Here is a 26430-nt window from a genome sequence, read left to right on the forward strand (position 1 = left end):
AAAAGAGTAACTTTCACACATTCCCGTTCATTGTAACACAGCCTATACTTGGGTTGAATGTATAAGAGGTCTTTGGATTTCAATTTAAAGGAGGCCGCCATCCTTGGCTAATATCAATGTAACGGTATGGAACGAATACCGGCACGAAAGACATAATGAACAGATCGCGAAGATTTACCCCGAAGGCATCCACCGGACGATTGCCGATTTTCTGGGGAAGGATGCACAGTTCGTCGTACGCACGGCTGTGCTGGATGATCCGGAACACGGATTGACGGACGACGTGCTCGCTTCAACGGACGTTCTGATCTGGTGGGGGCATGTGGCGCACAGTGAAGTACGGGATGATATCGTGGAAAAAGTGCGCCAGCGCGTATTGGACGGCATGGGGATCATCGTACTGCATTCCGGCCACGGCTCGAAGATTTTCCAGCGCCTTCTCGGCACGAATACCGGCGCGCTGAAATGGCGCGACGACGGCGAGAAGGAACGGTTGTGGGTCATCGATCCCGGCCATCCGATCGTCAGCGGGCTCGGTGAGTTTATCGAGATTCCGCAGGAGGAAATGTACGGGGAGCGTTTTGAGATTCCGGCGCCGGATGAGCTGGTGTTTGTCTCCTGGTTCGAAGGCGGCGAGGTGTTCCGCAGCGGCTGCTGCTACAAGCGCGGACGCGGCAAGCTCTTCTATTTCAGACCGGGTCATGAAGCGTTCCCTACCTATCACCAGCCTGAAATTCAGCAGGTGATTGCCAATGCCGTGGCTTGGGCGGCACCGATTCAAGGTGCGAAGACGTCCTATGGCCGGGTATCTCCGCTCGAATACGTACAGCCGGTATAGGCTCTAAGCTTTTGATGAATTCGTGGGAAGTTTACCTTCATAACGAAGCAGCGTGTCCTGACGGCTGCTTCGTTTTTTATTTGCGTGCAAATTTGGTCAGCGCTTATTTGGCGATCGAGCCCGATACCTGAGTAAACATCAAGTTGCCGGAAGGAACCGTGCTTTCTTCGCGATTTGACGTGTTAGGACCCGTCGCAACAGATGGTGGTTGCACCTTACGGGCTCTTTAGCTATCCTTAGCTAAAGAGTCGTTTATTCGTAAGAGGTGAGCAGATGGCACGGGAACGGAAATTTTCAACGCAGTTATTGTTTCAAACGGGGAAGGACCTGCTGCTGCGGCATGGATATGAAGGGTTCACGTTCGGCATGCTGGCGGACCGGTTGAAGGTAGCCAGGGGAACGATTTATAAATACTACGAGAATAAAGAAGAATTTATTATGGACTATATGGTATATGAAATGCGTCGATTTTTGAAGGATCTGGGGGAATTTGAGAAATCCGAAGGCTTTGAGAAGCAACTAAGGGAACTGCTGGACATCATCCATAAACATAGCAACATCCACCAGATACTTGGTATGAATCAACAGATACCGGCCGAAGCGGGCGATAAGGTCAGATCGAATAAAGAACTGCTGGAGAAACTCCATATGGAGATGTATGGACGATTTCAGGGTTTTATTAAGCAGGGGCGGGACGAAGATCTGCTGAATCCCGGGCTTCCGGATCAGTTGGTCCTGGGGATGATATTCCAAACGATCAACATCCCCAATCATGAGGGCCTCCCCAAAACAGAGTGGCTGGATGCTATTCAGCTGATGATTTGTCACGGAATCTACAAAAATAATTAATTGACACTTGTGTCACTTTGCGGGATACTGTCCATGTGACACAAGGAAGCATGATTTCCATGACGCTCATAAAAGTGACACTTATGTCATATTGGAGTCATTGTCTTCAACGCGGAAATAGAAGCGATTCTATCTCCAAAGTGACACATGTGTCACTTGCGGCTAAATACCACTACTCGATGAAAGTGAGGGTTTCCTAATGTATGAGCTTTCTTATTTTATCCACATTGCAGGAATTATTTTGTGGATAGGGGCTTTTTTTAGCTTTGGTTTACTGTTGACTGGCATGATCAAGAAGGGGGACGCACTTCGAACGGGCGATCAAATCCGCAAAATCGTTAACCGGGTCATTCTTCCCAGCTCCATTATGATTGTACTCAGCGGATCTTACATGATCAGTCAATTTGAAAGGGGCAATCTTCCGTTCTACTTGTCTTTGATGGAGATGGCAGGTTCGATGATTGTGCTGCTCAGCATTACCGTACTCAGTGTGTTGAGCCGCAATATATCTAAAGCCGTTAATGTTGACAAAAAGTCTTCGTTACTTGGGTATTACCGGACAACGATTATCAGTTCGGCTGTACTCGCCCTCGGAGTCGTTCTGATTACGGCCCTCAGATTGATGTGAAGGAGGAAGATTACCCGTGAAGTCATGGTTAAACTGGCTAACCGACCGCGTGGCGTCAAGACAAGGAATGTGGGTTACCCTGATCATTTGGTTTGCTGCCGCAATGCTGCTGGGTGCCCTTGCTCCAGGCGCCAAAGAATACGAGGTCAGTCGAATAGACTCGCTTCCTAAAGACATGCCGTCTGTAATTGCCAAAGATAAACTTGGTGAATATTTCCCGGACGAAGACAGCATGCCGGCCGTATTCGTCTTTCAATCTAAACAAGGAGAGATTGATCAAGCAGAAATCCAAAAAATGATGGAAGGGATCGAGCATAACCATCAAGAGGCCATACAAGAGTCTGTTCCGCTGGATAAACTGCCGCCTCAGGCATGGGAAAGCCTTTACTCGAAGGATAGGAAGACAGTAGCTATCCCTATGCAGTTTGTCTCTTCTTTGGAATTCAAGGAGCTTAGGGATATCCTTAACCAGATCAAGGATGAGGTTGCGCACAGCTCGAAGCTGGCAATGTACGTTACGGGTCCTGCCGGAATCTCGGCTGATTCACTCGATCTGTTCTCAAGAGCGGATGTGATTCTCCTTCTTTCAACGGTGGGACTGGTGCTGGTTCTCCTGATCATAATTTACCGCTCACCCTTGTTAGCCTTCATCCCGCTGCTGGCCGTCGCTTTTGTTTATGAAGTGGTCAACCAATCGCTTGGGCTATTGGGGAAAGCGGGGCTTCTCCTAAACAATCAATCTTTGTCCATTATGATGATACTGTTGTTCGCGGCCGTCATCGATTATTCGCTGTTTGTGTTTTCCCGGTTCAGGGAGGAACTGAAACGCTGTGACAACAAATATGAAGCGATGAAGTCAGCGATGAGAGAAGTTGGCCTGCCCGTATTTTTCTCGGGCGGCACCGTGCTGGCTGCCATGCTGATCCTCTTTTTCGCGAACTACGGAGAATATCGGAATTTCGCTCCGATTTTCGGGACGGCTATGGTTGTTATCATGCTGGCGTCCGTGACACTGATTCCTGCGTTGTTTACCTTGTTCGGAAGAAGATCATTCTGGCCAAAAATTCCGAAAGTCGGCGATCCGACAGTAGCGCAAAGCTCCGCCTGGGGTAGTATCGGTCGCTTGGTAGTCAAGAGACCTTTACAATCCGTTATTCTTGTGGGCATCATTTTACTATTATCGATTAGCAATCTATTCAATTTGAACTACTCCTTTGACAACATCAAATCCTTTCCAGAGGACATGTCATCGAGAGTAGGCTATGAGGCGTTGGAGAGTGGGTTCGATAAAGGCGATTTAGCTCCTACCACGGTATTGTTCGAATCTGCAGGTCCAATGAAAGAGGACGACATCCGGGAACTGATGGCTATTCTGGAGGGGCAACCGCTTGTCGCAAACATTCGGATGAACGGAATGACGGATTCTGGTGACGCTGTGCGGTACAGCCTTACGTTCGACGAGAGTCCTTACGATACCCGCTCGATGGATGCGTTAAGCGATATTCGTGACCGCGCGGAGGAGTTGGTTAAGCAAAGCGGGATGGAGGGCAAGCTGTACTTTGCCGGGGAAACGGCATCCCAAGTGGATGACCGCTTGGTCAATAACCGGGATCTGGTGGTCATTGTGATCCTTGAGACGCTCATGATTCTGATTCTCCTTATCGTGATGACCCAATCGGTCCGTATCCCCCTTTACATGGTCGGGACGATTCTGGTGTCCTTTCTGGCAGCACTTGGGCTGGGAATGTTTCTTACGCAGACGCTGTTCGGTATCGACTCCATCAGCAACCGGGTTCCGATCTATTCTTTTGTATTTCTGGTCGCACTAGGCATCGATTATAACATCATTCTGATCTCCAGATTTCTGGAAGAGCGCAGGAAATACCCGCTTGCCAAAGCGGTAGAAATTTCGGTTGCGAGCACAGGCGGAGTCATTTCATCCGCCGGTATTATTCTTGCTGCTACCTTTGCGGTTTTAATGACTCAGCCGGTCGAGGTGCTGTTCGTGTTCGGATTTATCGTGGCGGTGGGCATTCTTATGGATACGTTTATCATTCGCGGCTTTTTGATGCCGGCATTGCTCGTTCTCCTTGAAAAAAAGAAACCCATCGATCAAGAGAAGCGGCATCCCGCAAAATCAACCGATGTTTAATGGTTCTGTCCATAAGCACGCTGACCATTCATGGAATTAATGCGGCTATCGAAATCCGCAGCATAACGATGTATAATGGACCCAATTCGATTACGACATAATAAAAGTGGGTTGGATCATGGATCAGGATAAACAGCGCCTCAGCATTGAGGCGGCAAGATTGTACTATATGTCGGATTACAGCCAGCAGGATATCGCCACGAGACTCGGCGTTTCCCGCCCTACGGTCTCCAGGCTTCTTCAGCACGCCAAGGAGCAGGGGTACGTGCAGATCAGCATCGTGGACCCTCTCGAGGACCTGGGCGCTTTGGCCGAAAGGGTGAAGAAGGCTTACGGTTTGGAACACGTGCTGGTGAGTTATTCTCCCGTCAACGAATACCGCGAAATCCAGAAGCATATCAGCAAAAAGGCAGCCGATTACCTGCAGGAAACGGTCCAGGATGCGGATATCATCGGTGTTACCTGGGGAACGACCATGCATGCCGTGGCGCTTCAGCTGCAGCAAAAGCCCGTTCGGGGCGTCGAGGTCGTGCAGTTGAAGGGCGGCGTCAGCCATTCGCATGTGAACACGTATGCCGCCGAGATCGTCAATCTGTTCGCCGAGGCTTACCACACGATGGCGAGATATTTGCCGCTGCCGGTCATCTTCGACACCACGGAGCTGAAGGAAATGGTGGAGAGGGACCGGCATATCCAGCGGATTATCCAATTAGGCAAACAAGCCAATATCGCCATGTTTACGGTGGGCACCGTTCATGAGGACGCGCTGCTGTTCCGGCTCGGTTATCTGAGCAAGGAAGAACAGAAGCTGCTCCAGCGCATCGGCGCGGGAGATATTTGCTCCCGTTTTTTCGATGCGGAGGGCAGGGTGTGCAGCGAGGATATCAACAATCGTACGGTGGGCATCGATTTGGACGATTTGCGCCACAAGGAGAAATCGATTCTCGTGGCAGGCGGGCAGCGCAAGGTGGAGGCCATCCGAGCTGCGCTGATCGGCAAGTATGCAAACATCCTGGTAACGGACCAGTTTACGGCGCAAGCCTTGCTTCCATGACATGTCCAACATATTGTGCAGTTTTACGGCACCTCGTTCCGGAAGATCGAAGCGGCAATCAGCTTCCTCTGTCTGGACGGGGTGTTTTTTTGCGTATTGGAAATCGGCTTCCCCATGCCGCATGGGAGGAATATTCTCTGTTTATGTTTACGCTGACAGGGTATAGAGCATAGTAAACGGCGTGAATTGTTAGATTATTCCTGAATGATGAATAGTCCTTCAGCGAACAATGATAAATATCATTGCCATAAATCGGAATGAACATATTTTCAATATATGTTTTACATATGTTCAAGGCTATGATATGATGGTCCCGTCTAAAGGATTGAGCGTTATGATAGCGCTTTTACAAGATTGCATAAAAACAATATAAGGAGTGTTTTAACCAGATGAATATAGCAGGAATGATCGACCACACGCTGTTGAAGGCGGATGCAACCCAGGCCGAGATCACGAAAATTACGGATGAGGCCAAAAAGTACGGATTTGCTTCGGTTTGCGTGAACCCGACTTGGGTATCCTACTGTGCTGAGCAGCTTGCGGGCACGAGCGTCAAAGTATGCACCGTTATCGGCTTCCCGCTGGGGGCTAACACGACGGCCGTAAAGGCTTTTGAAGCGAAGGATGCCATCGCTAACGGGGCTACGGAGGTTGATATGGTCATCAACATCGGGGCGCTGAAAGATCGGAACGATGAGCTGGTGCAGCAAGATATTCAGGCTGTCGTGGATGCAGCCAAGGGCAAAGCCCTGGTCAAGGTCATCATTGAGACAAGCCTTCTGACAGAAGAAGAAAAGGTGCGTGCGTGCCAGCTGTCCGTGAAAGCCGGAGCCGATTTTGTCAAAACCTCCACGGGATTCTCTACAGGCGGAGCTACTGCGGAGGATGTCGCCTTGATGCGCAAAACGGTCGGTGAGAACACGGGCGTTAAGGCTTCCGGCGGCGTGCGCAGCAAGGAAGACATGGATCGCATGATTGAAGCGGGCGCAACGCGTATCGGAGCCAGCTCCGGCGTGAAAATTATGGAGGGCGGCCAATCCAGCTCTTCCTACTAAATCGTTTATTGGAGTATAAGGTTTTCAATGCTTCGGTAGTCATGCCATCTATCAAAAAAATTCACCTATGGGGGAACATCGACGATGAAATTTCTAATCGCCATACTAGGTTTGCTGGTCGTATTCGGTCTTGCGTTCCTTATCAGCAATGATAAGCGCAACATTCGTTATCGCCCGCTGGCCGTCATGATTGTGCTGCAGCTGATCCTTGGATTCGTTCTGCTGAACACAAGCATCGGCGAGTATCTTGTTAAAGGGATAGCCAGCACGTTTGAAGCGCTGCTTGACTATGCCGGAGCGGGAATCGAGTTTGTATTTGGCGGCATTGCCAATGAAGGTGCAGGTCCGTTCTTCCTGAATGTCCTGTTGCCAATCGTGTTTATTTCCGCGTTGATTGGTATACTTCAATATATTAAGGTACTGCCGTTTATCGTAAGATATATCGGCCTCGTCTTGAGTAAAGTCAACGGCATGGGGAAGCTGGAGTCTTACAATGCGGTAGCTTCCGCGATCCTGGGGCAATCCGAGGTGTTTATCTCGGTCAAAAAACAGATCGCCTTAATTCCGAAGCACCGCATGTATACGCTCTGCGCTTCCGCGATGTCCACGGTATCGATGTCGATCGTCGGCGCATACATGACCATGATCGAGCCGCGGTATGTGGTGACCGCGCTTGTATTGAACCTGTTTGGCGGATTTATCATTGCTTCCATCGTCAATCCCTACAAGGTGGAGAAGGAAGAGGATATTCTGGAGGTGCAGGAGGAGGAGAAGCAATCCTTCTTCGAAATGCTGGGCGAATACATCATGGATGGTTTCAAGGTCGCGATTACCGTTGCGGCGATGCTCCTCGGCTTCGTTGCTTTGATCGCAATGATCAACGGCATTTTTGATATGATTTTCGGAATCACCTTCCAGGAGCTGTTAGGTTACATCTTTGCTCCATTCGCTTTTGTGATGGGCGTGCCTTGGAAAGAGGCGGTGGATGCAGGCAGCATCATGGCTACCAAGCTGGTATCGAATGAGTTCGTCGCGATGCTTGATCTGGCCAACTTCACGAATATGTCCGAACGAACCGTAGGTATCGTATCGGTATTCCTGGTGTCCTTCGCCAACTTCTCCTCGATCGGCATCATTGCCGGCGCGGTCAAAGGCCTGAACGAGAAGCAGGGGAACGTGGTGGCCCGCTTTGGCCTTAAGCTTCTGTACGGCGCGACGCTGGTGAGCGTGCTGTCGGCTACGATTACCGGACTGTTCCTGTAAGCCTGGCAGGAAGGGAACTACTGCAAGCGAGCCTTATGGATAAGTTTGATTTAACAACTCATATATGAGGGGGAGCAATGGATATGGAACGTTTTGACCGAATTCACTTGATCGTATTGGACTCCGTTGGCATCGGGGAAGCACCGGATGCGGCTGATTTCGACGACATCGGCTCCGACACGCTGGGGCATATCGCCCGCGAATGCGGCGGGCTGAACATGCCGAACATGGCAGCGCTCGGGCTATCCAACATCCGGGAGATCGAGGGCGTCCCTGCAACGGATCAACCTCGGGCTTACTATACGAAAATGCAGGAAGCTTCGAATGGCAAAGACACCATGACAGGCCATTGGGAGATCATGGGCTTGTATATCGATACGCCATTCCGCGTGTTCCCGAACGGGTTCCCGGACGAGCTGATTCAGCGCATCGAAGAGAAAACCGGACGGAAGGTCATCGGCAACAAGCCGGCCAGCGGAACGGAGATTATCGAGGAGCTTGGCGAAGAGCATGTAAAAACAGGGGCTTTGATCATCTATACCTCTGCCGATTCCGTGCTTCAAATCGCTGCTCATGAAGATGTGGTTCCTCTCAAGGAGCTGTACGAAATCTGCGAGTTCTGCCGCGAAATCACGCTGGAAGATCCGTATATGCTCGGCCGGATCATCGCCCGTCCTTTTATTGGCGAGGCGGGGAGCTTCAAGCGTACGGCGAATCGGCATGACTATGCCTTGAAGCCTTTCGGACGTACGACGATGAACGAGATGAAGGATGCCGGTCTTGACGTCATCGCCCTCGGTAAAATCTCCGATATTTACGACGGGGAAGGCATTACGAAGGCAGTCAGAACCGTATCGAACATGGACGGCATGGATAAAATGGTGCAAACCCTGGATGAATCCTTCAAGGGGTTGAGCTTCCTGAATCTCGTGGATTTCGATGCCGTCTACGGACACCGCCGCGACCCGAAAGGATACGGCCAAGCGCTGGAGGATTACGATCGGCGCCTGCCGGAGGTATTCGAGAAAATGACGGAGAACGATCTCCTGATCATCACGGCCGACCACGGGAATGATCCTACTTACAAGGGCACGGACCATACGCGAGAATACGTGCCGCTGCTTGTATATTCCCCTCGCTTTGCGGAAGGCAAGGAACTGCCGGTTCGCAAGACCTTTGCCGACATCGGCGCCACGGTTGCCGACAACTTCGGCGTGAAGCTGCCGGAGCACGGAACCAGCTTTTTGAATGACTTGAAATAATCGAACAAGTGGAGGAATGGGACATGAGTACACATATTGGAGCGAAACCGGGAGATATCGCGGAGTCGATTCTGCTGCCAGGCGACCCGCTGCGAGCTAAATTCATTGCCGAGACGTATTTGGAGGACGTGACCTGCTACAACGAAGTGCGGGGGATGCTCGGATTTACGGGAACCTATAAAGGAAAACGCATTTCCGTGCAGGGTTCGGGTATGGGCGTGCCTTCCATCGGGATCTATGTCAATGAACTCATTCGGGAATATGGCGTCAAAAACCTGTTCCGCGTCGGAACCTGCGGCGCGATGCAGGAGCACGTCCGGGTGCGCGACGTCATCCTGGCCCAGGCGGCTTGCTCGGATTCCGGCATGAACCGTCACCACTTCAACGGTTATGATTTCTCCCCGATTGCCAGCTTCCCGCTGCTTCTCGGCGCGTATGAGCGTGGCAAGGAGAAAGGCCTGAAGATGCATGTCGGCAACGTGTTCACGTCCGATGTGTTCTACCGCGAGGACAAATCCGTGGTGGAGAAGCTGATGCAGCATGGCGTGCTCGGCGTGGAAATGGAGACGACGGCGCTCTACACGATCGCGGCACGATTCGGCGTGAATGCCCTGACGATCCTGACCGTGAGCGATCACTTGCTCACAGGGGAAGAGACTTCTTCCGAGGAGCGGCAAACGACGTTTAACGAGATGATGGAAGTCGCGCTGGATACGGCGATTTCATTGTAAGGAAACTGCCCTGAGCGCAGAAGGCGGAATTGTTTTGGAGAAGCGACCAGGTCGCCTTTGCCCACGGATTCCAATAATAAGGAGTCTGGGGGCAGCGGCGATCAGAAGAACAGTCCGTATTTGTAGTGATTCCCGTGAAAGGAATACAATCATCGCAAACAGTGAGGAGAATGTACGATGAGAATGGTTGATTTAATTGCGAAGAAACGCGACGGCAAGGAACTGACAACAGAAGAGATCAATTTCTTTATCGACGGATATACCAAGGGAGATATTCCCGACTATCAGGTGAGCGCCATGAACATGGCGATTTATTTCCAGGACATGTCCGACCGGGAGCGGGCGGACTTGACGATGGCGATGGTAAACTCCGGCGAAACGATTGATCTGTCCGCAATTGAGGGGATCAAGGTCGATAAGCATTCCACCGGGGGCGTAGGCGACACGACGACGCTGGTGCTGGCTCCGCTCGTGGCAGCTCTGGATATTCCGGTAGCGAAGATGTCCGGACGCGGCCTCGGCCATACCGGAGGAACGATCGACAAGCTGGAATCCATCGAAGGCTTCCATGTGGAGATCAGCAAAGACGAATTTGTGAACCTTGTGAATCAACATAAAATCGCCGTCATCGGTCAAACCGGAAACCTCACGCCGGCGGACAAAAAACTGTACGCGCTCCGGGATGTGACGGCCACCGTCAATTCCATTCCGCTGATTGCAAGCTCGATCATGAGCAAGAAGATTGCCGCCGGTTCGGATGCGATTGTGCTGGACGTTAAAACCGGCGCTGGCGCGTTCATGAAAACGGTGGAGGATGCCAAGGAACTGGCACACGCCATGGTCAGCATCGGCAACAACGTCGGCCGTAAAACGATGGCGGTCATCTCCGATATGAGCCAACCGCTTGGGGCCGCGATCGGCAATTCGCTGGAAGTGCAGGAAGCGATCGATGCGCTTCGCGGCGAGGGTCCGAAGGATCTGGAAGAGCTGTGCCTGGCGCTGGGCAGACAGATGGTGTATCTGGCCCGGAAGGCCGACTCGCTCGAAGATGCCGAAGAGAAGCTAAAAGAGGTGATTCGCAACGGCAAGGCACTGGAGAAGTTCAAGGAATTCATCCAGAACCAGGGCGGAGATTCGTCCGTGGTGGATCATCCTGACCGTCTGCCGAAGGCACAGTATCTCATTGAGCTTCCCGCGCAGCAGGACGGCGTTGTCGCCGAGCTGGTAGCGGATGAGATCGGTACGGCGGCGATGCTGCTCGGGGCCGGCCGCGCGACGAAGGAATCTGAAATTGATTTGGCGGTAGGCCTGATGCTGAACAAGAAGGTCGGCGATGCCGTGAAGAAGGGGGATTCCCTTGTCACGATCCATGCCAACCGCGAGAACGTGGACGACGTGAAGCAGAAGCTGTATGAAAGCATTCGAATCGCTGATCATGCAGATGCGCCTATATTGATCTATGACATCGTGACGGAATAAGGTGAATCCCGATCCGAAGCGAGCCATTAAACGCTGGCGCTGTTTGGAATGAGTGCCTCGTACGCTGTCCGGAATGAGTACCTCGTACCCCGTGCGCTGCCTCTTCCCCCGTGCCTGCGCCGATATGCAAACCTGCCCTCGAAAGTTATCTGAACGAGGGCAGTTTTTTTTGGCGGTCATCGTCATAAACGGGGGATGAACCCTCATAGGATGGTAATGGGGAAAACGTAAGGCATTTAACGGGAGAGGGAGATGCGTAGTCCGGCAAGAGCCATCCTGCCATTCAAGGAGGCTTTTGGCCATGACCATCGATCAGTTGATTGCTTTGCTGGCACTTATCGTTATGATCATTGGGCTTGCGGTGAAGAAGGAGTCTTAACCGATGAGTCCGAAAAGGGCTGCTGCTAAGTAGAAATTCTACGGATGCGGCGGTCTTTTTCTTTTTGATAGGTTGATAGGATTCGCTATAAGTCATATACTTAGATTGCAATGTTCTCCATTATTCATCATTCATTGGGAGGAAACCATGCTCTATTTTGCAGCGTTTGTCATATCCATGGTGCTGGTGTTGGTATTGATTCCGCCATTTCGCAAACTTGCGATCAAGATTGATTTTGTGGACAAGCCAAGGCCGGACAGCGAGCGGAAAATACACCGCGAGCCGATACCGCTGACGGCGGGAGTCGCCATATTCATCGGATTTTTCATCACTTATTTTGCGCTTACAGGTACCATCTCAAGGGAAGTGGTAGGTATCTTTATCGGTAGTGCGTTGATTCTTGGGATCGGCCTCGTGGACGATTGGTATAAGTCCCAGGGCAAGGAGCTGGCTTCGCTGCCGAAGCTCATTGTACAGGTCAGCGCAGCCGTCGTTGTATACAGCTACGGCATCGCGTTCGAAGGATTCAACAATCCGTTTACGGGTCACTATATTAACTTGCCGGAATGGCTGCAGCTGATCTTAACGATTCTGTGGATCTTCGGCGTTACGACGGTTATTAACTTCTCGGACGGCATCGACGGGCTGGCAGGAGGGCTCTCCGCCATATCCGGAGGTACGCTGTTTGTTGTCGCGATTACGATGGGCCGAGGCGAATCCGCCTTGCTCGCCGTCATACTCGTAGGAGCCGCGCTGGGATATTTAAGGTACAACAAGCCGCCGGCCAGAGTGTTCATGGGGGATGCCGGCGCTACCTTCCTCGGGTTCATCCTTGGGATTATTGCTCTGGACGGCGCGTTTAAGGGTGCAACCCTGGCGTCCTTGTTCGTTCCCATCTTTGCGCTGGGCGTGCCGATCTTCGATAATATCATCGTGGTCATCCGCCGAATGCTTCAATCCAAGCCGATCTATCAGGCCGATGCTTCCCAGGCCCATTATCGTTTGCTGGCAACGGGGCTCAACCAGAAGCAGACGCTGGTATTCCTATGCCTGCTGAACCTGTGCTTCGGACTGGCTGCGATCATACTCGCCATGAACGGCGGCGCTTGAGGCGTATAAGCCTGGCATAAGCTTTCTTCAGTACGTAATTGAAGTCTCGTCTCCAGATCGATGTTGGTGGCGGGACTTTTTTTTTAGAGATAAGAAAGTATAAACTTCGGAGGCTTACCATCCTTGTCTCGCAAGAAAAACTTCCGCTAATTGCGGTCTGTCTTCTGAGAAAGTCGTCGATAGACGTTTTTGTTATAGATATAGAATTTATAAGTTATCAGCTACGCTGATGAAATTCTATATCGCAAGAAAAACTTCCGCTAAATGCGGTCTGTCTTCTGAGAAAGTACGTCGATAGACGTTTTTCTTATTACAATGGTAGAAGGATACGAACAGGAGGTCAGCGGGATGAATGACATGACAGGAAAGATCGTCATCGTAACAGGAGCCAACTCCGGCATGGGCCTGGCAACGACGTCGGAGCTGGCAAAAGGCGGAGCGCACGTGATTATGGCCTGCCGTAGTCGGGCCAGGGGCGAAGAGGCTCTTCGCCAGGCGCAGCAGGAGAGCGGCAGCTCGAACATCGAGCTGATGTCGCTGGATTTGGGGTCTTTTGACAGCATTAGGGCATTTGCTTCCGAATATAAGGCCAAATACGAGCAGCTTGACGTTCTGGTGAATAACGCCGGCGTGGTCACCATTCAGCGGGAACTGACGAAGGACGGATTCGAAGCGATGATCGGAGTCAACCATCTGGGGCATTTTTTGCTAACGAACGAGCTGCTGGAGCCCCTTCAGCGTGCCAGGCAGGGGAGGGTCGTGAACGTTTCCTCCGGAGCGCACAAGGTGGGCAGCATCCACTTCGATGATCCGAATCTTGGGAAGGGCTTCAATGTGGCCAAGGGTTACGCGCAGTCCAAACTGGCTAACATTTTATTCACCAAAGAGCTGGCCCGCAGGCTGCAGCCGACAAGGATAACGGTTAATGCGCTTCATCCGGGCGCCGTCAGCACCAGCATCGGCGTGAACCGGGATACAGGCTTCGGCAAAGCCGTTCATAAGCTGCTTCGTCCCTTCTTCTTAACCCCGCTCGAAGGAGCCCGGACAGCGATTTACCTGGCATCAAGCCCAGAAGTGGAGCATGTGTCAGGGGAATACTACGTCAAATGCAAACCGGCCAAAACGACCGAGAAGGCAAGGGATCCGAAGCTGGCTGCGCGCCTGTGGGAATGGAGCGAACAACAGGTCGGCCGGGCATCGGACAAGGAGTGATGAACCCACGGTTGTTTACAAGAAGTCCAGGTTTCGCGAGGGGCTGAAGCCTAACGATCCGATGGGGCAGAACGGGCATCCATGAACGATGAAACCCGTCGGCCCATCAATAAGATGACGTCTATCGGTACATAAAGGTCCAAGGCTGGCAAACAAATAAACGGGATATCCTCCAGATCGACCGGACCTGGGATATCCCGTTTAACATTTCACGACGGGTGCCATAGTTCGCACATAAGCACACGTTATGTTATTTCGTTGTTTTCATATCGATCGCGCTGCGCACAAACCCGCTGGTACCGTCAAGAAGCTTGGAGGCTTCCGCGGCACTGACGTTGGCAAGCAGCATTACGATCGCGGTTTTGACATGGGCGCCGGCTTCATGGTATGCCTTCTCCACGGCCTCCTCCGATGCTCCCGTTGCCAGGGTAATGATGCGCTTGGCGCGATGGACCAGCTTATTGTTCGACGGGTTGAGGTCAACCATCAGGTTTTTGTACACCTTGCCGATCCGAATCATGGCGGTTGTCGTCAGCATGTTCAGAATCAGCTTCTGAGAGGTGCCGGCCTTCATGCGCGTGGAGCCCATGATGACCTCGGGACCCACGACGGCCTCGATCACGAATTCGGCATACTGATGCATCGGCGATTCGTAATTGTTGCACAAACCGATAACAACGGCCCCTCTTTCCTTGGCGCGTCTCATGGCGCCAAGGACATACGGCGTGCGCCCGCTTGCAGCGATGCCAAGAACGACGTCCTTCTCGTTGATACCGTTTTCATTGATATCCTGCTCGCCGAGCTCTTCGCTATCCTCAGCGCCTTCGATGGCCTCTTTGACGGCCTTGAAGCCGCCGGCAATCAACCCCTGCACCATGGACGGGTCCGTTCCATAGGTAGGCGGGCACTCGGATGCGTCCAGAATCCCGATGCGACCGCTGGTCCCCGCACCGATGTAAAACAATCTGCCGCCCTTCTGGAAAGCATCGACAACGTGATCGGCCGCCCTGGCAATCAGAGGAATGAGTTCGCGAATCGCATCGGTGATCAGGCTATCTTCATTGTTGATGAGGATCATGATTTGTTCCGAGCTCAACTGATCAATGTTCTGGGTATTTTCGTGAGGCTGTTCGGTTGTCAATTGACTTAGAATATTCGTCATGAGACAGGTCTCCTTTTTTGCCTTGGAATATGGACGGGCACTGATGATGTGGAAGCTACAGCAAGTCAGAGACGCCGTCAGTAAATAGCTTGCAGGCCAACAGGGCCCCGCCCTGCGCGGGCGTTCGCTCACGGTTTCCTTCAGGGAAACGGAGCAGGGGGTAACGTGTAAGCATAAGGCTGGTGTACGTCTCCCGGAACCATCGTGAATGCCTGAAAATCGAGCCGATTCCCACAAGCTCGCTCTCGGCGAATTCGGCGTTCTGTCGAATGAGCGCGCAAGTGGTATCGGCCAGCTCTTCGGCCTGCTGCCTGATAATGCGTAGTGCCGTTTCATCGCCGGCGTCGGCTGCCTCGATGCAGCAGCGGGCGAAGGAGGCGATATCCTGTTTCGTTATAGCGGGCTGGTAAATGTAAGATTTGAGGTCGGTAATATGCCGGATCGGGTAGGCTGCAACGATCAGGCTGCTCATGAGGGTGGGGGGCGTTATGCCTTCATGGCTCTTGATCACGGATTTCAGAGTCTGAAGTCCGATCTGATAACCGCTGCCTTCATCTCCGAGAAGATGTCCCCAACCACCGACGCGGTGGATGTCTCCCGATTGGGTGATGCCGTAGGTATTGGAGCCAGTTCCTGAGATTGCGAGTATTCCATGCTGACGCCCCAGTACCGCCATCAATGAAATTTCGGCTTCCGAACGCATGTAAATACGCAACGAGAGCTGCCGCTGCCGGAAGTAGGAACGCAGGTGAGATTGTACACGCTGCCGCTCCTCAACCGAACTTATACCTGACATACCAAGACATATTGATGTTAATAAATACGACTTATTAAAAAGGGGGGACAGGAGCTCATCCAACACGGTTTGGAGTTCCTCCATCGCTTTATCGAATGTTACAATGTAAGGATTGGTGGAACCTCCGGTAAAACGGGACAACACTTCTCCAGCGCTATTGATAGCGGTTGCTTCGGTCTTTGTACCGCCGCCATCGACACCGATAAAAATTTCCATATTGAACCACTTCGCTTTCTATATCCAGTATAGGAGAAAAACCAGGTGTTGTAAAATAAAATTTTAAATCATGAATTATGTATTGAAATATAATTTCATACAATTTATAATAAACTCAATCCACTGATAGTGAAAGCGATACCAGTCATGCTTTCATTCAAGATGTGTAAAGTAATATTACATAGTAGTGACCATCAGAGGATGATTTGAAAAGGGGGGCAAGAAATGAACGGCGGATTGGTTCGATTGCGCGAGGTGTATGATTCATTAAATCCGTCCGAGCGCAAGGTTGCAGCCTTCATTTTGCAGGAGCCGGCAGAGATGATACAAATGTCGGTGGCGGATCTTGCTGTCCGAAGCGGCTCCAGTCAGGCAGCCATTGTGCGCCTGTGCAAAACGATGGGATTCAAAGGCTATCAGGATCTGAAGCTGAAGGTAGCCGGAGACTTGCAGGAGCCATTAGCCACCGGATATCAGGATATCCGGCCCAATGACAGCATTTCTGCAATTATACAGAACGTCTCGAACAATAACATTCAATCGATTCGGGATACGATGAAGATTATGGAGGAAGGGATGGTGGAAGAGGCCGTTCTGGCCCTCGATCAGTCGAAGCGCATTTTCATGTTTGGGGTAGGGGCTTCCAATCTGATCGGGATGGATGCCCAGCAGAAATTTTTGCGGATCAATAAGGTATGCATATCTTTTCCGGACCCTCATGTTCAGCTCACCTCGGCGGTGCTGCTGACTCCGGAAGATGCGGCCGTATGCATTTCCTATTCCGGTGAAACGGACGAGGTGATCCGCGCAGCAGCCATTGCCAAGGAGAAGGGGTGCAAGACGATAGGCATTACCAAATACGGAGATTCTACCTTGAGCCGATCGGTCGACATCCCTTTGTACACCTCCTCGACGGAGAACGAGATTCGCAGTGGCGCGATGTCCTCTCGTATTACGCAGCTTAATCTTATCGATATTTTATATCTTGGCGTCGCCAGCCGGAATTACGAGAATTCAGTGAAATACCTGGATGAAAGCCGGCGAGCGATCAAGCGTTTGTAGTTCATAGCGAAACCACAAATATATAAATGATAAGGGGAGTAGTACATGAAGAAAAAAGGTTGGCTTACATTGTTGGCTTCTTTGATGCTCGTGTTTACCGCGGCTTGCGGCGGTTCCGGCGGAGCGAAGGCACCGGAAGGCGGAAGCGGAACGGCTTCGGAAGGAAACGGCGAAGCTGCGCCAAAGCAGGACACGGTCGTTGTCTGGACTTATCCGGTACATGGTAAATACGAAGATGAATTGAAAGAGCATGTGGCGGATCTGAAGGAGAAATATCCGCATATTACCGTACAAACCGAAGTGCTCTCCTGGGCTGAAGGCCCGAAGAAGTTCGACGTCGCCTTGAATGCCGGCAACCCGCCTGACCTATACTTCCACGCGGTGGATGGAGCTTATGTGGATACGGGCCTGGCACTGGAACTGACCCCTTATATTACGGATGAAATCAAGAACGACTACCTGCCGGGAACGCTTGAGCTGGGTCAAATCCAGGGCAAGCAGTATGGTCTCCCGCTGTACCAATCCCTCTGGGCTTGGGGCGGCAACAAGAAGATTCTCGAAGAAGCAGGCATCGACTGGAAGGCTATTCAAGAGAACGGCTGGACTTGGACCGAGTTCAAGGCTGCTGCCGAGAAGCTGACCAAGAAACTTCCGAACGGCAATACGCAGTATGCGCTGGTGACGGACGGTACTTCCCTGGACTTCATGGAAATGCTGACACGCAGCAACGGCATGCCTGACGTTCTGAACGACAAGGGAGAGTTCCAATGGAATGACGAGCGGATCCTGGATACGATGACGTTCGTGTCCGATCTGATGAAAGCCGGACATCTGCCTGCCGAGACTGCCGCGATTACGCCGGCGAAACGGATGGACCTGTTCTATGCCGAAGAAGCCGCGATCGTGTCCAAGGCGATCCCTTACTATGACGTGATGCTGCAGAACCGCGCGAAGGATATTGACAGCGGTACGGTCCAAGGCGCGAAAATCGACTTCGTCCTGCTGCCGGTTCCGCATAATGACGGGGCTGAGCGCAAGACCTCCATGTTTGGCGAAGGCTACGTAGCGTTCAAACAGAAGAAGGATAAAGGCGAAGAGCATGCAAAGAACACGTTCCTGATCATGGAAGGACTGAGCGGCGCGAAAGCCGGTAATTCCGCGAATGAACTGGTGCTGCCTTTCGTTCGTAAATCCCAAGCGGAGTTTTATGAAGGCAAAGGGCTCGGTACGGAATCTACCATTAAAGCAGCGGAAATTTTCGCGAACTTCAAGGAAATTCCGGTGACTTTGAATCTCGATGCGGATGCTTCGGGCAACCAGAAGAAATTCAAGGAGCAAGTGGTGAAGCCGAACATTCAAGCGCTGTTCTCTGGCGAGAAGACGCCGGAGCAGATCGCACAAGACTTCAAGGACAAAGGCAAACAAATTTTAGGACAGTAATTGAAGTTATAAGGGGGTGTCCCGTTGTCCTTAGCAGGAACGATCGGGGCACTCCCTTTTTAAACCAATCGCTCCAGACTCTATAAGGCTTCATGAAAATACTTCACCTGTGCGCAAAGGAGGAAATCACATGCAGACTGCCCCGGCGCAAGCTCGGCCATCACGTCCCCCCATGAAGGGGTACATACGAGAATATGGATGGGCGTATTTATTCATTCTGGCTCCCGTACTGTTGTTTTTGATATTCACGCTCTACCCTGTCGCGTCCGCTTTTCTGATGAGCTTTCAGGAATACAGCGTGATGGGCTCCGAATGGATTGGAGCAGACAACTACACACGGATGGTACAGGATGAAGTGTTCTGGAAATCCATGAGGAATACGGTCATCTTCACGATCGGTACCGTTCCGGTCAACATTGTCATCACGTATGCATTATCCTTTTTTATTTTTCAGATGAAAAATAAATGGCAGACCTTCTTCAAGGCTACGATGTATTTGCCGGCCGTTGCCTCCGGGGTCACCATATCGGTGGTATGGCTCGCGATCTACGATCCGACCCAAGCCGGGCTGCTGAACCGTTTCATCGGTTTGTTCGGATTCGATCCGGTCATATGGCTCGGCAAATCGAACACGGCGCTCTTTTCGCTCATTCTGATGAACTGGCTCGGTTCGCATGGCGCGGGCATTATTCTCTATTTGGCCGCCATGGGCGGGATTCCGAAATCGCTCTATGAAGCCGCGGACATCGACCATGCCAGCGGTTGGTCCAAATTCTGGCGCATTACGTGGCCGCTGATGAAACCGACCACCCTGTATCTGCTGGTGACGGGCGTCATTACGTCTTTCCAGGTGTTCATCTCGGTGTACCTGATGACGCAGGGCGGACCGAACTTCGCGACGACAACCATCGCCTATCTGATTTACAGCACGGCGTTCAATTTCTACGAATTCGGACTTGCGGCGGCGCAATCTTTTGTTCTGGCTGCCTTGATTATTGTCATTTCCATCATTCAATTCAAATACTTCTCGTCCGACGTGGAGTACTAAGGCCTATTTTTGAAGCTAAGGGGGTGCACCTATGAAATCAAGATCAAAAGTGATCATGCTGATTGTGGCCTCGGTCATTCTGGTGGTATGGAGCGTTCTGACGATCATTCCGATGTACTGGATGCTGATCGGCTCAGTACAGGACACCAAGTCAGCGGCATCGTTTATCCCGAAAATGATACCGGAGGTATTCTCCGTAGCCCCGTACGAGCGTTTTTTTGGCAAAACCGACGTCATGAGGTGGCTCTTTAACTCCTTATTGATCTCATCCATCCTGACGGTGACCAACGTATTCCTGGCTTCGCTTGCAGGGTATGCTTTTGCGAAGCTGAAGTTTCCGGGGAACAAAGCGGTATTCTGGATTTTGCTCAGCACGATGATGATCCCGGCGCAGGTGACGCTGATTCCGCTTTACATTTTGATGATCGACGTATTTGATCTCGGGAATACATACACGGCGATTCTTCTTCCCGGAATCGTAAGCGTGGGCAACATTTTCTTGATGAAGCAGTACATGTCATCGCTGCCTACCTCTTTGATCCATGCGGCGCGCATCGACGCTTGCGGCGAATTCGGCATCTTCTGGAAGGTCATTCTTCCGATGGCGAAGCCGGGTCTTGCGGTGCTTGCGATATTCACGTTCGTTGCATCATGGAATGATTTCTTCTGGCCCTTCCTCGTGACCAACTCGACGGAAATGAGGACGATTCAGGTCGGTCTTGCTTCCTTCGTCTATGCGGACACGACCGATTTCGGCGCACTTATGGCTGGAGCAACCGTCGCGGCACTGCCGATGATGATCCTGTTCTTCTCGCTTCAGCGCTATTTCCTGCAAGGCATCACCATTGGAGCCGTTAAAGGCTAGAAGGAGGCAAAGTTATGGCACGCGTAGAATTCCGAAATATACGAAAAGAATTTGTAGACGACAACAAAGGGACGTTTACCGCTGTAGCGGGGTCGGACTTTGTGATCAATGATAAAGAGTTCGTGGTATTCGTCGGTCCGTCCGGCTGCGGCAAAACCACCTCGCTGCGTATGATTGCGGGGCTTGAACGTCAAACGTCCGGCGACATCATCATCGGGGACCGGGTGGTCAACAATCTGCATCCGAAAGACCGCGACATTGCCATGGTGTTCCAGGATTATGCGCTGTATCCGCATATGACGATCCGCGAGAACCTCTCCTTCGGTTTGAAGAACCTGAAGAAGCCCAAGGCTTACATCGAGCAAAAGGTATCGCAGGCAGCCTCCATTCTCGGCCTGGAGTCGATGATCGACCGGAAGCCGCGCGAGCTGTCCGGCGGACAGCGTCAGCGTGTTGCGGTAGGGCGGGCGATCGTGCGCGACCCGCAGGTATTCCTGTTTGACGAGCCGCTGTCGAACCTGGATGCGAAGCTTCGCGTGCAAATGCGGGTAGAGCTGTCCGAGCTGCACAAGCGCCTGGAAGCTACCATCGTATACGTCACGCATGATCAGGTTGAAGCGATGACGCTCGGTGAGCGGATCGTTGTAATGAATAACGGCATTATCCAGCAGATCGCCTCACCGACCGAGCTGTATGCGAATCCGCAGAATATGTTCGTAGCCGGCTTTATCGGATCCCCGCCGATGAACTTCATCGACGTGCAGAAGGAAGGAAATGTTCTCCGGATGGAAGGCGGGACATTCACCATTCCGGATTCGATGGCCGGTGCCCTAAGCAAATACGACAACAGGCATCTGATTCTGGGGATTCGTCCCGAGCATATCACCGGCGAGGATCTGCCGGGCACGACCAATCTGAATTACAAGTATTCCACGAAGGTCCAGGTCGTTGAACATCTCGGCTCGGAGAATCTGGTGTACTTCCGCGTAGGCAACCGGACCGTGACCGCGAAGGTTCATCCGGAAACGACGGGTTATCCGGGCATGGACAAAACCTTCATTTTCAATTTCGATAAAGTGCATTTCTTCGATCCTGAGACGGAGCAGCGTATCGATTGGTAAACAACGACGAAGAGGAGAGGAAAGCTATGCGCAAGCTGAATGATGTGTTAAAGAAGACCGGGGTTGAGATTTACCGTGAGATTACGGCGGTGGCCTTGTACAGCATGATTACCTCGCTGGTGCTCGTGACGGTGGTCATGTTCGTTCCGCTGTGGGCAGCGCTGGTGCTGCTGCCGGTTCTGTATATGCCGCTCTTCTATGGTGTTTGTTATGCCTATCACCGCAAGACGGAGCGGGGCAAGTCCAGGCTGAAGGACGTGTTTCAGGGTGCGCTGAAAGGGCTTGGCCCCGCCGTTGTGATGGGTTTCTTCTTCGTCGTGATGACATTGATCCTATGGTCAACCTGGTGGTATTACGGGGGAAAAGAAGGGATCGGCTATCTTGCGATCGGCGTGTTCCAAACCTATTTTGTCATCATGGCGCTCATCTCCCAATTCTACACCTTTCAGCTTGTTATTCAGGAAGGGATGGGGATCTTCAAGGCCATGGCGCACAGCGTCAAGCTGTTCTTGAAGTTTCCGGCCTATACGCTGGGCGCGTGCTTCCAAGCCTTCTGCGTCGCCATTCCGCTGCTCGTCACGGTTGTTGGCTTTGGATTCTTATTTAACGGCATGTGGGCCATATACCAGCATAAGGTTACGTATAATGTACTGAATCCGGAAGAGGCCAAGCCGGCGGAAGACGGTGTGGTAGCCTCCGAAGCGAGAGGTGTGAGCATATGATAAAAGTCAATGTGCGAAGCGGCATTGATATGCTGCCAGGCATCAAGCACGAGAAAATCACGGGTCGTCGCCTTGGCGTCATTACGAATCCGACGGGGCTCACGTCGGATTTTCGTTCATCTATCGAGGTGGTTGCAGGCTTGCCAGAGTCGGAATTGACGGCTTTGTTCGCCTGTGAGCACGGGCTGCGCGGCCAGCTGCAGGCAGGCAAGCACGTGGATGACGAAGTGGATCCGGTATTCGTCGTGCCGGTGTACAGTCTGTACGGTTCGCGGCGCAAGCCGGATGCTGACATGCTGAAGAACGTGGACACGGTCATCTTCGACATTCAAGATCTTGGCGTGCGCTTTTATACGTATATGACGACGCTGCTGTATGTTATGGAGGCATGCGCCGAACATGGCAAGAGCCTGCTTGTCCTGGATCGACCGAATCCGCTGGGCGGCGAGCGCTGCGAAGGAGGTTTCCTTAAGCCGGGATATGAATCCATGGTGGGCGGATGGCACATTCCGATTAACACCGGGATGACCATCGGCGAATTTGCGTGCATGGCCAATGACATGCGGGGAACCGGCTGCGATCTGGATGTCATTAAGCTGGAAGGCTGGACGCGCGGCATGGAATATACCGACACGGGCTTTCCGTGGGTGCTGCCTTCGCCGAACATTCCCACGATGGATACGGTGCGGCTGTACAGCGGGACCTGTTTCTTCGAAGGGACCAATCTTTCGGAAGGTCGGGGGACGACCCGGCCGTTTGAATGGATCGGCGCTCCATGGGTCAACGGGGAGGAGCTGGCCCAGGCGTTCAACGCATACGGACTGCCCGGCGTCCATGCCCATTCCATGTACATGACCCCTACCTTCTCGAAGCATCAGGGCGAAGGCTGCGGCGGGGTCATGCTGTTTGTGACCCGTCCGGCAGAAGTAGAGGCTGTGCGCACAGGGCTTGTGCTGCTGCATCTTGTCAGCCGGATGTACCCGGATCAGTTCCAGTGGCTTAGCCCGCCGGAAGGACGAAGCCGGTACTTCATTGATTTGCTGACGGGAAGCGAGGATGTCCGCCGGCACATCCACGAAGAAGCCGGACTCCAGCGTCTGGTTGCGGAGTGGGGCAAGGACGCGGAGCAGTGGAGAACGATGCGGGCTCCGTATCTGCTGTACGGGGAGGCGTAAAATATGAAGTTCTCGCCATGGAAGGAGGGCAGGCCGGCCATTGTGGTCGGCCTGATGTCCGGTACTTCGCTGGACGGCATTGATGCGGCCATCGTCCGCATACAGGGAAGCGGCTTCGAGGCATCGGTTGAGCTGCTGCATTATTATAGCAAGCCTTACGAACCGGAGCTCCGTCAGCGGCTGCGCGATTTGTGCAGTGAGGAGAATTCGAACAGCGCTGCTGTCTGCAGCATGAATGCATACTTGGGGTATCAGTTTGGAACCGCAGTCCTGGAAGCGGTTGCCGATGCCGGCATGCGCATAGATGAGGTGGATTTGGTAAGCTCCCATGGACAAACGATTTGGCATCAGCCCGTACCGGAGCAAGGGGATCCGTATTCCGTCGCTTCGACTTTGCAGATCGGCGATATTTCCGTTATCGCCAAGCGCACCGGCAAACTTACGGTAGGAGACTTCCGGCCCGCTGATATGGCGGTTGGGGGCCAAGGAGCACCGTTTGCGCCTTACGGAGACTTGATCCTGTTTCGGCATCCGGAGCGGGGGAGGCTGCTGCAGAACATCGGCGGGATCGGCAATTGTACGGCGCTGCCCGCAGGGGCGGATCCTTCGGATGTGCTGGCCTTTGATACCGGACCCGGCAATATGATCATGGATGCGGTGGCCCATATGCTGACCGAAGGGCGATTACCCTATGATGAAGGCGGCACATGGGCTGCCCGGGGGAACCCGGATCAAGTCTTATTAAGGGAGATGATGGCGCATCCCTATTTTCAAGCAGAGCCGCCGAAATCAACGGGCAGGGAATTGTTTGGCCACAATTACGCGGTTTCGTTTCTGGAGCAAGCCAGGCTCAGGAGCCTCTCGGATGAGGATACGATGGCCACGGCGACGGCGTTTACCGCACATTCCATTGCCGATAGCTATGTGAACTATGTGTTTCCTCACCACAGAATGGATGAGGTGATCGTAACCGGTGGAGGGGCTCATAACAAGACGCTGCTCTCGATGTTAGGGGAGCTGTTGCCGGAGCAGAAGGTCATGACCTCCAAGGCGCTGGGCTTCGATGACGATGCCAAGGAAGCCGTGATTTTTGCGCTGCTGGGCAATGATTTCATGCTCGGCGTTCCTAACAATTTGCCAGCGGCAACCGGTGCTCGCAGGCCGACCGTTATGGGAAAGCTGGCGCTGCCATAGACCATTCATTAAAGCCAGCAAACGGAAGCGCCAAGCGATGGCACATCGATAATGTTAGGCAGCGATTTGGCGGTAAGTAAAGGGATTATCTTAGTAGTCAAACCCGCATAGGGGAGGGGGAAAAACAACATGCTGGAATCTGTCATTCGCGAGCAGCTGGCCGCCGTGGTTGGCGGGAAGTGGTTCAAGGATGATCCGGAAAGTCTCGTCTCATACAGTTATGATGCTACGCCGCTGTATCAAGCGATGCCGGACGGAGTTATCTTTCCTGGAAGCACGCAGGAGGTCTCCGACATCGTCAAAATTTGCTCGAAGCACCGAATACCCGTTATTACGCGGGGAGCAGGCAGCAATCTGTGCGGCGGCACCATTCCGCTTCAGGGCGGCCTGATCGTGGTCATGACCCGTATGAACAAGCTGCTGGAGATCGATGCGGATAATCTAACCGCGACCTTCCAGACGGGTCTGAATACAAAGCAGTTTCATCTGGCGGTCGAGCGGACGGGGCTGTTCTATCCTCCGGATCCGAGCAGCATGATCATCTGCACGATGGGCGGCAATATTGCCTTGGGAGCCGGCGGGCTGCGCGGATTGAAGTATGGAACGACCAAGGATTACGTACTCGGCCTGGAGGCCGTATTGCCGGACGGCAGTATCCTGCGCACGGGCGGCAAGCTGGTGAAGGATGCCGCCGGGTATGATTTGACCCGGTTATTGGTGGGATCGGGCGGAACGTTAGCCATACTGACGGAAGCCACGGTGAAGCTAATTCCGAAGCCTTCATACAGAAAGGCCATGGTCGCCGTATATGATGACCTTCAAGCGGCGGCTCGAACGGTATCCAACATTATAGCCAATCATATATTCCCGTGCACCTTGGAGTTCATGGATCAGCCGACTCTTCAGGTGGTTGAGGATTTTGCCAAAATCGGGCTCCCGGTACACGCCAAAGCGATGCTGGCGATCGAGCAGGACGGCAGCGTGGAGGATGTGGAGCGGGATCTGAAGAAGCTGGAGGAGATATGTCTTGCTTCCGGCGCGGTGCAGCTGAATATCGCCAAGACCCCGGAAGAAGGGGCGAAGGTGATGGAGGCGAGACGGAGCGCGCTCGCTGCGCTGTCCCGTCTGCGGCCGACCACGATCTTGGAGGACGCAACGGTTCCGCGTTCGAAGATTGCGGACATGGTGCTTGAAGTTCAGCGCATCGCCCAGAAATACGATGTGCAGATCTGCACGTTTGGCCATGCCGGGGACGGCAATCTGCATCCGACCGCGATGACGGATGCCCGCGACCCGGAAGAGATTCATCGCGTGGAAGAGGCATTCGCCGAAATCTTTGAGGCGGCGATTGCCATGGGCGGCACGATTACCGGCGAGCATGGCGTCGGTATCGTGAAGGCGCCTTACCTGGAATGGAAGGTGGGCGAAGCCGGCATCCGGATGATGAAATCCATCAAGGATGCAATCGACCCGCACCAGATCATGAATCCGGGCAAGCTGTTTGCGGAAACCCGAAAGCGCATCGTATTCCAGGAGCGGACGGAGCAAGCAGGGCGGGACTCAGCTTCGAATCAGGATCAGGATCGGAAGCTCGAAACATCGTGAGAGGAGGCGATC

General features: G+C 52.7%; 23 protein-coding genes. 21 read left to right on the forward strand and 2 right to left on the reverse strand.

The window, feature by feature from the left end:
• Positions 1–103: 103 nt before the first annotated feature.
• The 12 genes from JNUCC32_RS28630 (at position 104) to JNUCC32_RS28685 (ending at position 14012) form a co-directional block, all read left to right on the forward strand.
• Complete coding sequence (locus JNUCC32_RS28630; RefSeq protein ID WP_192570510.1) at positions 104–838, forward strand: ThuA domain-containing protein; 735 nt, start codon at positions 104–106, stop codon at positions 836–838.
• Between the two features lie 273 nt (positions 839–1111).
• Positions 1112–1687: a TetR/AcrR family transcriptional regulator gene (locus tag JNUCC32_RS28635; RefSeq protein ID WP_096776883.1), complete on the forward strand. Its 576-nt coding sequence runs from the start codon at positions 1112–1114 to the stop codon at positions 1685–1687.
• 199 nt (positions 1688–1886) lie between these two features.
• On the forward strand, positions 1887–2315 hold the full coding sequence (locus JNUCC32_RS28640) for a hypothetical protein (RefSeq protein WP_192570511.1): 429 nt from the start codon (positions 1887–1889) through the stop codon (positions 2313–2315).
• A gap of 16 nt (positions 2316–2331) precedes the next feature.
• Positions 2332–4467 (forward strand): MMPL family transporter, encoded by a 2136-nt coding sequence (locus JNUCC32_RS28645; protein WP_192570512.1) that lies wholly within the window; start codon positions 2332–2334, stop codon positions 4465–4467.
• A 118-nt stretch (positions 4468–4585) separates the two neighbouring features.
• Complete coding sequence (locus tag JNUCC32_RS28650) at positions 4586–5521, forward strand: DNA-binding transcriptional repressor DeoR (protein WP_192570513.1); 936 nt, start codon at positions 4586–4588, stop codon at positions 5519–5521.
• Positions 5522–5910: 389 nt separating this feature from the next.
• The gene (deoC, locus tag JNUCC32_RS28655) at positions 5911–6576 is read left to right on the forward strand and encodes a deoxyribose-phosphate aldolase (protein WP_192570514.1); all 666 of its coding nucleotides are present in this window, start codon (positions 5911–5913) and stop codon (positions 6574–6576) included.
• An 84-nt stretch (positions 6577–6660) separates the two neighbouring features.
• Positions 6661–7839: a NupC/NupG family nucleoside CNT transporter gene (locus tag JNUCC32_RS28660; RefSeq protein WP_192570515.1), complete on the forward strand. Its 1179-nt coding sequence runs from the start codon at positions 6661–6663 to the stop codon at positions 7837–7839.
• Positions 7840–7922: 83 nt separating this feature from the next.
• A complete protein-coding gene (gene deoB / locus JNUCC32_RS28665; RefSeq protein ID WP_192570516.1) occupies positions 7923–9101 on the forward strand; it encodes a phosphopentomutase in 1179 nt (392 codons plus the stop codon).
• A gap of 23 nt (positions 9102–9124) precedes the next feature.
• Positions 9125–9832: a purine-nucleoside phosphorylase gene (deoD, locus tag JNUCC32_RS28670; protein WP_009589537.1), complete on the forward strand. Its 708-nt coding sequence runs from the start codon at positions 9125–9127 to the stop codon at positions 9830–9832.
• A 177-nt stretch (positions 9833–10009) separates the two neighbouring features.
• Complete coding sequence (locus JNUCC32_RS28675) at positions 10010–11311, forward strand: pyrimidine-nucleoside phosphorylase (RefSeq protein WP_096776890.1); 1302 nt, start codon at positions 10010–10012, stop codon at positions 11309–11311.
• A 526-nt stretch (positions 11312–11837) separates the two neighbouring features.
• On the forward strand, positions 11838–12800 hold the full coding sequence (locus tag JNUCC32_RS28680) for an MraY family glycosyltransferase (RefSeq protein ID WP_036663778.1): 963 nt from the start codon (positions 11838–11840) through the stop codon (positions 12798–12800).
• Positions 12801–13148: 348 nt separating this feature from the next.
• The gene (locus JNUCC32_RS28685; protein WP_192570517.1) at positions 13149–14012 is read left to right on the forward strand and encodes an SDR family oxidoreductase; all 864 of its coding nucleotides are present in this window, start codon (positions 13149–13151) and stop codon (positions 14010–14012) included.
• A 250-nt stretch (positions 14013–14262) separates the two neighbouring features.
• On the opposite strand, the gene murQ is transcribed toward JNUCC32_RS28685, so the two are convergent.
• Together murQ and JNUCC32_RS28695 are read right to left on the reverse strand one after the other, a co-directional pair.
• On the reverse strand, positions 14263–15174 hold the full coding sequence (gene murQ / locus JNUCC32_RS28690) for an N-acetylmuramic acid 6-phosphate etherase (RefSeq protein WP_192570518.1): 912 nt from the start codon (positions 15172–15174) through the stop codon (positions 14263–14265).
• Between the two features lie 55 nt (positions 15175–15229).
• The gene (locus JNUCC32_RS28695; protein ID WP_192570519.1) at positions 15230–16186 is read right to left on the reverse strand and encodes a BadF/BadG/BcrA/BcrD ATPase family protein; all 957 of its coding nucleotides are present in this window, start codon (positions 16184–16186) and stop codon (positions 15230–15232) included.
• Positions 16187–16411: 225 nt separating this feature from the next.
• Between JNUCC32_RS28695 and JNUCC32_RS28700 the strand changes: the two genes are divergently transcribed.
• The 9 genes from JNUCC32_RS28700 to JNUCC32_RS28740 all read left to right on the forward strand — a co-directional run bounded on the left by JNUCC32_RS28700 (position 16412) and on the right by JNUCC32_RS28740 (position 26418).
• Entirely contained in the window at positions 16412–17248 is an 837-nt protein-coding gene (locus tag JNUCC32_RS28700; RefSeq protein WP_036663781.1) for a MurR/RpiR family transcriptional regulator, read from the forward strand.
• 45 nt (positions 17249–17293) lie between these two features.
• The gene (locus tag JNUCC32_RS28705; RefSeq protein ID WP_009590111.1) at positions 17294–18688 is read left to right on the forward strand and encodes an ABC transporter substrate-binding protein; all 1395 of its coding nucleotides are present in this window, start codon (positions 17294–17296) and stop codon (positions 18686–18688) included.
• Positions 18689–18818: 130 nt separating this feature from the next.
• Positions 18819–19736 carry a carbohydrate ABC transporter permease gene (locus JNUCC32_RS28710; RefSeq protein ID WP_009590108.1) on the forward strand — a complete coding sequence of 306 codons (918 nt, stop codon included), beginning with the start codon at positions 18819–18821 and terminating at the stop codon, positions 19734–19736.
• 31 nt (positions 19737–19767) lie between these two features.
• Entirely contained in the window at positions 19768–20601 is an 834-nt protein-coding gene (locus JNUCC32_RS28715) for a carbohydrate ABC transporter permease (RefSeq protein ID WP_009590118.1), read from the forward strand.
• A gap of 14 nt (positions 20602–20615) precedes the next feature.
• The gene (locus tag JNUCC32_RS28720; RefSeq protein WP_090913312.1) at positions 20616–21722 is read left to right on the forward strand and encodes an ABC transporter ATP-binding protein; all 1107 of its coding nucleotides are present in this window, start codon (positions 20616–20618) and stop codon (positions 21720–21722) included.
• Positions 21723–21748: 26 nt separating this feature from the next.
• On the forward strand, positions 21749–22444 hold the full coding sequence (locus JNUCC32_RS28725) for a hypothetical protein (RefSeq protein ID WP_096776894.1): 696 nt from the start codon (positions 21749–21751) through the stop codon (positions 22442–22444).
• Positions 22441–23619: a DUF1343 domain-containing protein gene (locus JNUCC32_RS28730; RefSeq protein WP_192570520.1), complete on the forward strand. Its 1179-nt coding sequence runs from the start codon at positions 22441–22443 to the stop codon at positions 23617–23619. Before JNUCC32_RS28725 ends, JNUCC32_RS28730 begins: the two co-directional genes overlap by 4 nt.
• 3 nt (positions 23620–23622) lie before the next feature.
• On the forward strand, positions 23623–24813 hold the full coding sequence (locus JNUCC32_RS28735) for an anhydro-N-acetylmuramic acid kinase (RefSeq protein ID WP_192570521.1): 1191 nt from the start codon (positions 23623–23625) through the stop codon (positions 24811–24813).
• A gap of 129 nt (positions 24814–24942) precedes the next feature.
• Positions 24943–26418, forward strand: a complete 1476-nt coding sequence (locus JNUCC32_RS28740; RefSeq protein WP_192570522.1) for an FAD-linked oxidase C-terminal domain-containing protein — start codon at positions 24943–24945, stop codon at positions 26416–26418.
• Positions 26419–26430: the final 12 nt, after the last annotated feature.

It is taken from the genome of Paenibacillus sp. JNUCC32 (genome assembly GCF_014863545.1).
GTDB lineage: Bacteria > Bacillota > Bacilli > Paenibacillales > Paenibacillaceae > Paenibacillus_AQ > Paenibacillus_AQ lautus_A.